This window comes from Collinsella aerofaciens (assembly GCF_005844325.1).
Taxonomy (GTDB): Bacteria; Actinomycetota; Coriobacteriia; order Coriobacteriales; family Coriobacteriaceae; genus Collinsella; species Collinsella aerofaciens_G.
Genome location: NZ_SPFY01000039.1, coordinates 3,437 through 14,462, shown reverse-complemented (window position 1 = coordinate 14,462; position 11,026 = coordinate 3,437). Strand labels below are relative to the sequence as shown.

General features: G+C 60.2%; 9 protein-coding genes. 7 read left to right on the top strand and 2 right to left on the bottom strand.

What is annotated here, in order from left to right; translation table 11 throughout:
- Positions 1 to 147: 147 nt before the first annotated feature.
- Positions 148 to 333: a DUF362 domain-containing protein gene (locus FGQ61_RS09140; RefSeq protein ID WP_006235216.1), complete on the bottom strand. Its 186-nt coding sequence runs from the start codon at positions 331 to 333 to the stop codon at positions 148 to 150.
- Between the two features lie 533 nt (positions 334 to 866).
- On the opposite strand from FGQ61_RS09140, the gene dnaK reads away from it, so the two are divergent.
- From dnaK to FGQ61_RS09110, 6 genes are all read left to right on the top strand, one after another.
- The gene (dnaK, locus tag FGQ61_RS09135) at positions 867 to 2,759 is read left to right on the top strand and encodes a molecular chaperone DnaK (protein ID WP_006235214.1); all 1,893 of its coding nucleotides are present in this window, start codon (positions 867 to 869) and stop codon (positions 2,757 to 2,759) included.
- A gap of 2 nt (positions 2,760 to 2,761) precedes the next feature.
- A complete protein-coding gene (locus FGQ61_RS09130; protein ID WP_138375314.1) occupies positions 2,762 to 3,604 on the top strand; it encodes a nucleotide exchange factor GrpE in 843 nt (280 codons plus the stop codon).
- A gap of 107 nt (positions 3,605 to 3,711) precedes the next feature.
- Positions 3,712 to 4,677, top strand: coding sequence for a DnaJ C-terminal domain-containing protein (locus FGQ61_RS09125; RefSeq protein ID WP_138375313.1), 966 nt, complete (start codon positions 3,712 to 3,714; stop codon positions 4,675 to 4,677).
- A gap of 72 nt (positions 4,678 to 4,749) precedes the next feature.
- Positions 4,750 to 5,166, top strand: coding sequence for a heat shock protein transcriptional repressor HspR (locus FGQ61_RS09120; RefSeq protein ID WP_006235210.1), 417 nt, complete (start codon positions 4,750 to 4,752; stop codon positions 5,164 to 5,166).
- 424 nt (positions 5,167 to 5,590) lie between these two features.
- The gene (locus tag FGQ61_RS09115) at positions 5,591 to 7,891 is read left to right on the top strand and encodes a hydratase (protein WP_138375312.1); all 2,301 of its coding nucleotides are present in this window, start codon (positions 5,591 to 5,593) and stop codon (positions 7,889 to 7,891) included.
- A gap of 249 nt (positions 7,892 to 8,140) precedes the next feature.
- Positions 8,141 to 8,830: a hypothetical protein gene (locus FGQ61_RS09110; protein ID WP_138375311.1), complete on the top strand. Its 690-nt coding sequence runs from the start codon at positions 8,141 to 8,143 to the stop codon at positions 8,828 to 8,830.
- 375 nt (positions 8,831 to 9,205) lie between these two features.
- On the opposite strand, the gene FGQ61_RS09105 is transcribed toward FGQ61_RS09110, so the two are convergent.
- Complete coding sequence (locus FGQ61_RS09105; protein ID WP_138375310.1) at positions 9,206 to 9,874, bottom strand: hypothetical protein; 669 nt, start codon at positions 9,872 to 9,874, stop codon at positions 9,206 to 9,208.
- A 234-nt stretch (positions 9,875 to 10,108) separates the two neighbouring features.
- Here FGQ61_RS09105 and FGQ61_RS09100 point away from each other — a divergent pair, with 234 nt between their 5' ends.
- Positions 10,109 to 10,780: a hypothetical protein gene (locus tag FGQ61_RS09100; RefSeq protein ID WP_138375309.1), complete on the top strand. Its 672-nt coding sequence runs from the start codon at positions 10,109 to 10,111 to the stop codon at positions 10,778 to 10,780.
- The last annotated feature ends 246 nt before the right edge of the window (positions 10,781 to 11,026 follow it).

Here is an 11,026-nt window from a genome sequence, read left to right as displayed (position 1 = left end):
GGCATCGACCTGCGCCGATGCCCCCAACGTGGACACACATTTTGTCCTATAAGCCACTGCCCACATATGCAAAAGGAGGCCTCCGCGGCGATGCGGAGGCCTCCTTTTTGTGCACGGTGTACTTTTGAGTGTGCAAGTGGGGAGTTGTTACTCCTCGACGATCTCGGTGATCGCGCCAGCGGGGCAAGCGTCCTGGCAAGCGCCACAGGCGACGCAGGAGTCCTCGTCGGCGACGGTAGCGACGTCCTGGAGCTCCAGAACGCCAGCGGGGCAGGAGTCGACGCAAACGCCACAAGCGATGCACTCGTCGGCATCAATTACGGGATGAGCCATGGTAGTTTCCTCTCTGTTGACCGACGCTACAGACGATGCGCGCCGGTTTGATTCGGGCAAAAACATACCACGGGAGCGACCGTTTGCAATACCCTCTGACCGGCATCTTCATACCGTTCGCCGAGTATGCCGCGGCTTACTAAAAAACACGCAGGTGGGGCCGTTGAGCTGCGCAAATGTTAGCTAAAGGTGACTTGAAATATTGAGCTATTGAGCGCGCCTGCGGAAAGGGCATCCCGTTATTTTGCCGAAAACTGGGACAAGCTTTCCGCAAGGCAGCCCCAGGCACCCTCGGACCCAAACCTCAGTCATCTCTACATAGATCTCGATAGATTTGCCTAGAACTCAAACAGTGCGTCTACCTGCGCATTTGCGAACCTAAACTCTCAGCAATAAGAAATCTTATATGAATTGACTTAGATTTTGTATATTCCGGCCCATAAGGGGATACACTACATCCTGAAAGACAAGCCGAAACACCGCTCGACAGACCGCCGAGTCGGTGCAAACGCACAAGAGAGAGGGAATTTCTAATGGGCAAGATTCTTGGTATCGACCTTGGTACTACTAACTCCGCAATGGCCGTTCTCGAGGGCGGTTCTCCGACCATTATCGTGAACGCCGAGGGCGACCGCACCACCCCGTCCGTCGTGGGCTTCCGTGCCGACGGCGACCGCGTCGTGGGTAAGGCCGCTAAGAACCAGGCTGTCACCAACCCCAAGAACACCGTGTTCTCCATCAAGCGCTTCATGGGCCGCAAGTACTCCGAGTGCACCTCTGAGATCAAGACCGTGCCGTACGAGGTCAAGGAGGGCCAGGGCGGCCGTGCCGTCGTCGACATCGAGGGCAAGGATTACACCGCCGAGCAGGTGAGCGCCATGACGCTCGCCAAGATGAAGGCCGACGCCGAGAAGTATCTGGGCGAGACTGTCACCGACGCCGTCATCACCGTCCCGGCCTACTTCAACGACGCCCAGCGTCAGGCCACCAAGGACGCCGGTAAGATCGCCGGCCTCAACGTCAAGCGTATCGTCAACGAGCCGACCGCTGCTGCTCTTGCCTATGGCCTGGACAAGCAGGGCACCGACCAGCGCATCCTGGTCTTCGACCTGGGCGGCGGTACCTTCGACGTCTCCATCCTCGACCTCGCCGACGGCGTGTTTGAGGTTCTGTCCACCTCGGGCGATAACCACCTGGGCGGCGACGACTGGGATCAGCGCGTCATCGACTGGATGGCCGATAAGTTCCAGCAGGAGAACGGTGTCGACCTGCGTCAGGACCCCATGGCCCTGCAGCGTCTGAAGGAGGCCGCCGAGAACGCCAAGAAGGAGCTCTCCGCCGCCCAGCAGACCACCATCAACCTGCCGTTCATTACCATGAACCAGTCCGGCCCGCTGCACCTCAACTACACGCTGACCCGCGCCGAGTTCGAGAAGATCACCCGCGACCTGCTCGAGCGCTGCAAGCAGCCTGTCACCAACGCCCTGCGCGACGCCAAGCTTAAGCTCTCCGATCTGACCGAGGTCATCCTCGTCGGCGGCTCCACCCGTATGCCCGCTGTCCAGGAGCTCGTCAAGACCATGACCGGCAAGCAGCCCAACATGTCCGTGAACCCCGACGAGGTCGTTGCCGACGGTGCTGCCGTCCAGGGCGGCGTGCTCACCGGCGACGTCGAGGGCATCCTGCTGCTCGACGTTACCCCGCTGTCGCTGGGCGTCGAGACCATGGGCGGCATCATGACCAAGATGATCGACCGCAACACCACGATCCCGACCTCCAAGACCGAGGTCTACTCCACCGCTGCCGACAACCAGACCAGCGTCGAGATCAACGTGCTCCAGGGCGAGCGCGAGCTTGCCCGCGACAACAAGTCGCTCGGTAAGTTCCAGCTGACCGGCATCCCGGCTGCCCGCCGCGGCGTGCCGCAGATCGAGGTCACTTTCGACATCGACGCCAACGGCATCGTCAAGGTCTCCGCTAAGGACAAGGGCACCGGCAAGGAGCAGCAGATCACCATTTCCGGCTCCACCGCTCTGTCCGACGACGAAGTCGATCGTATGGTCAAGGACGCCGAGGCTCATGCCGAGGAGGACAAGAAGCAGAAGGAAGAGGTCGAGGTCCGCAACCAGACCGACAGCCTGTGCTACTCCACCGAGCAGACCCTCAACGAGCTCGGTGACAAGGTTTCCGCCGACGTGAAGTCCAAGGCCGAGGCCGCTATCGCCGACGCCAAGAAGGCGCTCGAGGGCTCTGACGTCGAGGCCATCAAGGCCGCCGGCGAGTCCCTGCAGTCCGTGGCCTACGAGCTGGCCCAGGTTGTCTACGCCGACGCTCAGCAGCAGACCGACGGTGCCGCCGGCGCCCAGCCTGCCGACGATGACGTCGTCGACGCCGACTACGAGGTTGTGGACGACGAGGACAAGTAATCATGTCCGCCCGTAAAGCTCGCACGGAGGCGGCCGCCGCTGGCGCCGCCCCCGTTGACTCTGAGGAGAAGGACGTGAAGATTCCCGTAGAGGCCGTCGACGATACCGAGGCCAACGAGGCCCCGGCCGCCGAGGCTGCCGAGAACCAGGTAGAGGATTCCAACAAGGAGGCGACGATGACCGAGGACGAGATGGTGGAAGCCGCTATCCGCGCCGGTGAGGAAGCCGCCGACAACGACTTTAAGCTCAAGTTCGAGCAGGCCCAAAAGGAGCTCGCCGACGTGCGCAATGAGCTCGATGCTGCGGCAGAGGCTCAGAAGGCCGCCGAGGACAAGGCAAAGGACGCCACTGAGCGTACCGCCCGTCTTCAGGCCGACTGGGAGAACTTCCGTCGCCGCACCGCCAATGAGCGTATCGCCGAGCGCGAGCGCGCGACCGAGAAGCTCGTCACCGCGCTGCTGCCGGTGGTCGACGATATCGAGCGTGCGATCGACCATGCCCGCAGCCAGGAGCTTGCCGACGACTTTAAGCAGTTCGTCGACGGCGTCGACGCGGTGCATGCCAAGCTGCTCGATGTGTTTGCGCACGAGGGCGTTGAGCCCATCGACCCCAAGGGCGAGGCGTTCGATCCGCTCGAGCACCAGGCCGTGGGTCGCGTCGAGGACGCGTCGCAGTACGACGAGACCGTCAACGACGTGTACCAGAAGGGCTACCGCATGGCGGACCGCATCCTGCGTTCCGCGATGGTGACGGTGACCTACGGTGGCGAGAAGCGCCCCGCACCGGAGCCCGACGCGGCGCCCGAGGATGCTGCGGCCGATACGGCCGAGAGCACCGAGGAGTAATTGAGAAGGGCCCCGGGGCAACACCCGGGGCCCTTTCTGGCCTAGTGCCATATGAAAGCATGAGCCGCCGCCCGCTGGGCGGCGGATGAAACAGGAGAGGAGCTACGATGGCTGCAGGCAAAACCTTCTATGACATCCTGGGCGTATCCAAGAGCGCCTCCGACAAAGAGATCAAGAGCGCGTTTCGCAAGCTCGCGCAAAAATATCACCCCGATGCCGGCGGCGACGAGGCCAAGTTCAAGGAGATCAGCGAGGCCTACGAGACGCTTTCGGACGAGAAGAAGCGCAAAGAGTACGACCAGATGCTCATGTTTGGCGGCATGCCGGGCGCGGGCGGCGCGTATGGCAGCGGCTACGGTGCCGGCGCGGGTGCCAGCGGCTGGGGCGACATCTTCGACAGCATCTTTAGCGGCAACGGCGCCTGGGGCAGCGATTGGGGCTCGGGCTTTGCCGGGGCTGCGGGCGCTGCCGGTGCCGGCGCGGGTCGCAGCCGTGCTCGCAAGGGCGGCGACCTGTCGCTGACCGTCGATGTGACGGCCGAGGACGCGTTTCGCGGCGTGACGCACAAGGTCACCTATCGCATTCCCTCGACAGGCGAGCAGCAGACCATTACGGTCTCGGTGCCCGCGGGCGCGGTCGACGGCGGCAAGCTACGCTACAAGCGTCGCGGCGAGTATGGCGTTGCCGGCGGCGAGCGCGGCGACCTGGTCGTGACCACGCATGTGGAGGAGCACCCGCTGTTTAAGCGCAAGGGTGCCGATGTGACCATGGAGGTGCCGATCTCGGTCTACGAGGCGGCGCTCGGCTGCACGGTTGATGTGCCCACGCCCGGCGGCGCGACGGTTCGTCTGAAGGTGCCCGCTGGCACCCAGACGGGCAAGAAGTTCCGCTTTAAGGAGATGGGTGCGCCCGACGTTAAGCACCGTGGCCGCACAGGCGCGCTGCTCGTCGAAATCAAGGTACAGGTCCCCACGAACCTGTCCGATGACGAGCGCGATGCTATGACCAAGCTGCGCGAGGCCGACACGCGCGATTATCGCGAGAAGGTCAACCGTTACAAGGCGACGTACTAGGGCGGTCGTGGCGCACACCCGCGCCCGCGGGCTTATGATGGACGATAACGAGACGGAAAGGGGTCAGGTAGCATGGCCGAGGACAATAGGAATAAACCGCTGTACATGATCAGCGTGGCGGCCGAGTTGACCGGCATGCATCCGCAGACTCTGCGCGTCTACGAGTCCAAGGGCCTGGTGAACCCCCAGCGCTCGGGCGGCAACACGCGTCTGTATTCGCGTGCCGATATCGAGCGCCTGGAGCTCATCAACCAGCTGACCGACGAGGGCATCAACCTTGCCGGCGTGGTGCGCATCCTCGATATGAAGGAGCGTGCCGAGGAGCGCGAGCGCGAGAACGAAAAGCTCCGCGCCCGCGTGCGCCAGCTCGAGGACGAGCTGCACGAGTACAAGATGCAGAAGAAGATCACCGCCCTGGCCCCGCGCGACGGCTCGGTTAACCCCGAACAGGTCATGCGCAAGCTGCTGGGTGCCGGCGGGGATCTGTAGGTTACGCCGTTCTGCCGAACGGCGTAACGGCTCGACGCTGCGCCTTTGGTTCCGCCGTTCTAACGAACGGCGGACCGGTCGACGCTGCAAGCCCGCCAGAGCGGCAATCTGCCTTTCAACTTCGGCGGCATGATCAAAAGATCAATGCCGCCTTGTTTCAAGGCACCTTGCTCGCTCTGGCGGGCTTTCGCTGGCGTTGCCAAAACATCGGCGTTGCTGGGGTAGTCATTGGGGACGTTCTTAAATGACTAGTCGAAAGGGACGCTCTTGCACCAGATCTGCCGGCCCACACTGGGCTCGTCCTTTGCTTTACTGAGATAAAGTGAACGTGTAGATTCGTAACCCACTCGCAACTGTTCTATGGCACGATATTGAACGAATGTATGCTATGCGCCCAAATCTTTTGGGCAGAGTGGGAGACAGTATGGTCAAGCTGTACGAGGACGGCATCTACCTGCGCGGCGGCAGCGAGGTTGTGCCTGCGGCCGAGGCTGCCGAGCGCGGTATTACGCAGACGCCCGAGGATGCCAAGCGCGGCACCATCGCGTATTCGATCCTCCAGGCACATAACACGTCGGGTGACCCCGAGGCACTCAAGATTCGCTTTGACGCCATGGCGAGCCACGACATCACCTTCGTTGGCATCATCCAGACGGCGCGCGCCTCGGGCATGGAGCAGTTCCCGCTGCCCTACGTGCTCACCAACTGCCATAACTCGCTGTGCGCCGTGGGAGGCACCATCAATGAGGACGACCACGTCTTTGGCCTTTCCGCGGCCAAGAAGTACGGCGGCATCTTCGTCCCGCCGCACATCGCCGTCATCCACTCCTTTATGCGTGAGAACTTCGCCGGCTGTGGCAAGATGATCCTGGGCTCCGACTCGCACACCCGCTACGGCGCTCTGGGCACCATGGCCGTGGGCGAGGGCGGTGGCGAGCTGGCAAAGCAGCTGCTGCGCGACACCTACGACGTTGCCTATCCCGGCGTCGTTGCCATCTACCTCACGGGCGCCCCGCGCCCCGGCGTTGGCCCACACGATGTGGCGCTCGCCATCATCCGCGCCGTCTTTGCCAAGGGTTACGTTAAGAACAGGGTCATGGAGTTCGTAGGCCCCGGCATCGCGAGCATGACGACCGACTACCGCAACGGCGTCGATGTCATGACCACCGAGACCACCTGCCTCTCCTCCATTTGGGCTACCGACGAGGACACGCACGCGTTTTTGACCATGCACGGTCGCGGCGAGGACTACCGCGAGCTCAAGCCCGCCGATGTTGCCTACTACGACGGCTGCGTCGAAGTCGATCTGTCGAGTATCAAGCCCATGATCGCGTTGCCGTTCCATCCTTCTAACGGCTTTGAGATCGACGAGCTCAACGAGAACCTCGAGGACATCCTGCATGAGGTGGAGCTCGAGGCCGCCAAGATCGGCGAGGGCAAGACGCACTTTAGCCTGCTCGACAAGATCGTCGACGGCAAGCTGCACGTGCAGCAGGGCGTTATCGCCGGCTGCTCGGGCGGCAACTACGACTCCGTGGTCCAGGCTGCTCGCGTGCTCAAGGGCGCTAACACCGGCTGCGGCGAGTTTTCGCTGTCGGTCTATCCCACGAGCCAGCCCGTGGCACTCGAGCTTACACGCCGCGGCTACATCTACGACCTTATGGAGGCCGGCGCGATTGTGCGCACGGCATTCTGCGGCCCGTGCTTCGGCGCCGGCGACACGCCTGCCAACAACGGCCTTTCGATCCGCCACACCACGCGCAACTTCCCCAATCGCGAGGGTTCCAAGCCGGGCAACGGTCAGCTGAGCGCCGTGGCCCTGATGGACGCCCGCTCCATTGCGGCGACGGCTGCCAACGGCGGCGTCCTGACGCCGGCGACCGACCTGCCCGAGGAGACTTGGGACGAGGCCTGCGAGTACACCTTTGACGACGCGCCGTACAAGAAGCGCGTGTACTGGGGCTTTGGCAAGGCTGAGCCGGCCGACGAGCTGGTCGAGGGCCCCAACATCAAGCCGTGGCCCGCGATGGAGCCTCTCGGCGACGACATCCTGCTCAAGGTGTGCTCCAAGATCATGGACCCGGTCACTACGACCGACGAGCTCATTCCCTCGGGCGAGACGAGCTCCTTCCGCTCCAACCCGCTGGGTCTGGCCGAGTTTACGCTCAGCCGTCGCGACCCTGCCTACGTGGGCCGCTCCAAGGAGGTCGACGCGGTGGAAAAGCGCCGCATTGCCGGCGAGGCAGCGGGCGACCTGGTGGCACTCGATGCCGAGCTTGCCAGCGTGTTTGAGGCGCTGACCGGCGCGGGTGTCGCGGCCGATGCCAAGGCGACTGAGTACGGCTCCATGCTCTATGCCAAGAAGCCCGGTGACGGTTCTGCCCGCGAGCAGGCCGCGAGCTGCCAGCGCGTAATTGGCGGCCTGGCCAACATCGTCCACGAGTACGCCACCAAGCGCTATCGCTCCAACGTGATGAACTGGGGCATGGTGCCCTTCCAGATGGAGGCCGAGCCCAGCTTTGAGGTGGGCGACTACGTCTTTGTGCCGGGTATCCGCGCCGCGCTCGACGGCGACCTGAAGGACATCGCCGCTTACGTGGTTCGCGCCGATGGTGCGGTCGAGCAGATTGAGCTCTACATTGCCGATATGACGGCAGAGGAGCGTGCCATCGTCAAGGCCGGCTGCCTGATCAACTACAACAAGTTCAAGGCCGCTGCCGAGTAACGCACATACTTGTCCGCCCCGGTTATACCTTTCCCTGCCGCTCACGCGCTTCGCGAGGGTCGCGTCAGAGAAAGGTATAACCGGGGCTACTTGTTAAGTGCTGCTCGTTGGGTCTTGAGGGCGCTAAAATCGAGGTTGCAACTCTCCTCTATGGGGGAGTGCGCCTTTGTTCATATGCTATCTAGAATTGACAGTATGAAGTTGGCGCTTTAAAGTGAGCTCAAAACACTCTCGTTTGTGGAGTTGAAGATGAAGCGTTGCACTTCTGTTTTGTTGCTGTTGGTGGCTTGCGTCGTCGCTGCTGCGGGCGTGGTCCTATTTGGCTCGCTTATCTTCTATGGGCCGAGTGGGGTTGAGCAGACGGTTGAGATGGCGTCCCTTGTTGCATCGATGCCCGGGCAAATGATTTCGGACGTTACAAAGCCCGATGAGATAACGCTCGATATCGAGGAAACGCCGGGCATTCTAAGCATAAGCAACTACCCCATGATTGAACTTGGCTCGTCTCGCTATACCAAGGACGAGAAGTTGTCCCGACAGGCGCTGGACTTGCTAAACGGGCGTTCGTTCAAACGCTGGGACGGTTGGGATGCCTATGAGCGCCGACGTGGTTCTGTGAACGGTGGCTACTATACAACGCTGAAGTTGTATTCATCTGATGGCAAACTGATGCGCACCGTTAACTACAATCCGGAATACGCAAAAGCCGGAGGTGGGGACGGCGTCTATATCCAAGATGGCGGCGTGACCTACATTCTTGAAGGCGACCAGCAGCAGGTGATCGATTTTTTGGATCGTTGCGTGATGGACGCGTACGACCAGACCTGCCTGCCCGACCTGCAGGCTGCACGCGATAGTGGGTCTGCTCGTACATGGCTATTCGAGGATGAGATGCCCTGGAACGCCGAATCGGGAAGCACGGGCTCGTCAAAAGAGTAGAGAACGCGACCACCACAAAGGTGCCCCTTTGCGGTGGTTTTCAGTCTGTCTCGATCTGTAACATCTGGGCCGTTAAAAGTGGGCTTGGTGTTGCAGATTTAGATTATCGATTCGGGTGTCTTCTGTTTATCTCGATCTGTAACAGATGGACCCTTATTTGCCGAGTAGTTGTTACAGATTTAGACAAACGGGCGCTGCCGATCATTTCATCTCGATCTGTAACATCTGGACCCAAAAACGGCCGCTAGATGTTACAGATCGAGACAGATGAGCGCCGGAGTCGAAAATCACCACAAAGGTGCCTGTCCCCTTTGTGGTGGTGGTGGGCGGGCTCGATGTTATTGTGATCGCTGGGCAGCATTTTAATGAATGTCTCTACAGGATTTCATCTGGGGTGGCGGGTTTGGTTGTTTTGGGGATGCCGAGTTTGGACGACGCGAAATCGTCAACATTGTCCTTAATTCCGTCTTTGGTGTAGACGGTGACCATATAGGTGCTGTGTCCGAATTCGCTCTTGTCGCGTGTTGCCCAGGCCTGCCAGTAGGCGGCCCCACTTCGCCCTTCGATTTTTCCGACACGGCGGAGTTCTGTTCGCTTTAATTTCTGGTTGCTATAGATGGTTCGACCGTCCTCCTCGGTGAGCCCGCACTGTCCAAGCATCTTGTCGAGGACTTGGTTCATGTGGCGCTCATCGGTGTTTGGTGCGTAGTCGTAGGCGAGGGTGATGGAGTCGAGTGGCTGGTCGTCGATCAGATAGTTTAGCGCCTGAGGTTCAAGGCAGAAATGGGGGGAGCATCCGTCGATCTGACTGAGCAGTGGCAACTTTGACTGCCAAAATCCGGTGGGAATTCTATCTTCGTAAAACACGCCGCGGCAGATAAAGGAGAGCGAGGTGGCACGCGAGCCGGCGTCGACCATCCCGCACAAATCGAAGGGCGAGGCGATACCGAGAGAAAAGGGCGTGATGACGATAAGGAAGAGCATCACGATGGGTACGGCGAGAATGGCGATGACGTTGCGACCGGTGGAATGAGACGGCTTCATATGATCTCCCCGAAACAAAAAGCTGTTGAGGATAGATAGAAATAGATAAATTCAGATAACAAATTAAGTTTAATCTCATGGCGTGAGATGGTCGACCGTTAGCGTCGAAACCCACCACAAAGGTGCCTGTCTCCTTTGTGGTGGTGGGGAGCGAGCGGCTTCTTTTGGTGATAGTGTTAGCTGACGGTATCATTAGGGCAAATGACGCAGATCTGCATTGCGAGGTGTTTTGCTGTGAGTCGCTCTGCCCGTATTGGATTGATTGCTCTGGCGCTTGCGATCGCCGTGGTTGGTGTGGGCGTTGTCGGTATGGCATTTCTGCCTGCTGCGGTGACGGAGCCGGTGGTTAAGCCTGTGACTCAATCAGTCGAACTTCTGACCGGCGACGAAAAACCCGAGACCATTACTGTTGATTTTGATGAGAAACCGGCAGCGCTGGGCATTAGCAATTATCCGCGCATTCAGCTTGGGGCCATGCGCTACACCATGGACGCGAGCCTAATCAGCAAAGCAACCGAGCTGCTCAAAGGCAAAACCTTTAAGCGTTGGTACGGATATGCGTCCTATCGGGCAAAAGCGAACGACATGGTTGGCGGATGCCACTCTTCCATCGAGCTGGATACCGCGAACGGCGCAAAGCTATGTGATGTCTCGTACGATCCGGGTTACGAGGGCAATGAGGGTCCGGGCATCTACATCATGGACGGCGATGTGGCCTATGTCATGGAGGGCGACCAGACCGAGCTCAACGAGTTTATGGGTCAGTGCATTCAGGATGCCTATGAACAGACCTGCTTGCCCGACCTGCAGGCTGCACGCGATAGTGGGTCTGCTCGTACATGGCTATTCGAGGATGAGATGCCCTGGAACGCCGAATCGGGAAGCACGGGCTCGTCAAAAGAGTAGAGAACGCGACCACCACAAAGGTGCCCCTTTGCGGTGGTTTTCAGTCTGTCTCGATCTGTAACATCTGGGCCGTTAAAAGTGGGCTTGGTGTTACAGATTTAGATTATCGATTCGGGTGTCTTCTGTTTATCTCGATCTGTAACAGATGGACCCTTATTTGCCGAGTAGTTGTTACAGATTTAGACAAACGGGCGCTGCCGATCATTTCATCTCGATCTGTAACATCTGGACCCAAAAACGGCTGCT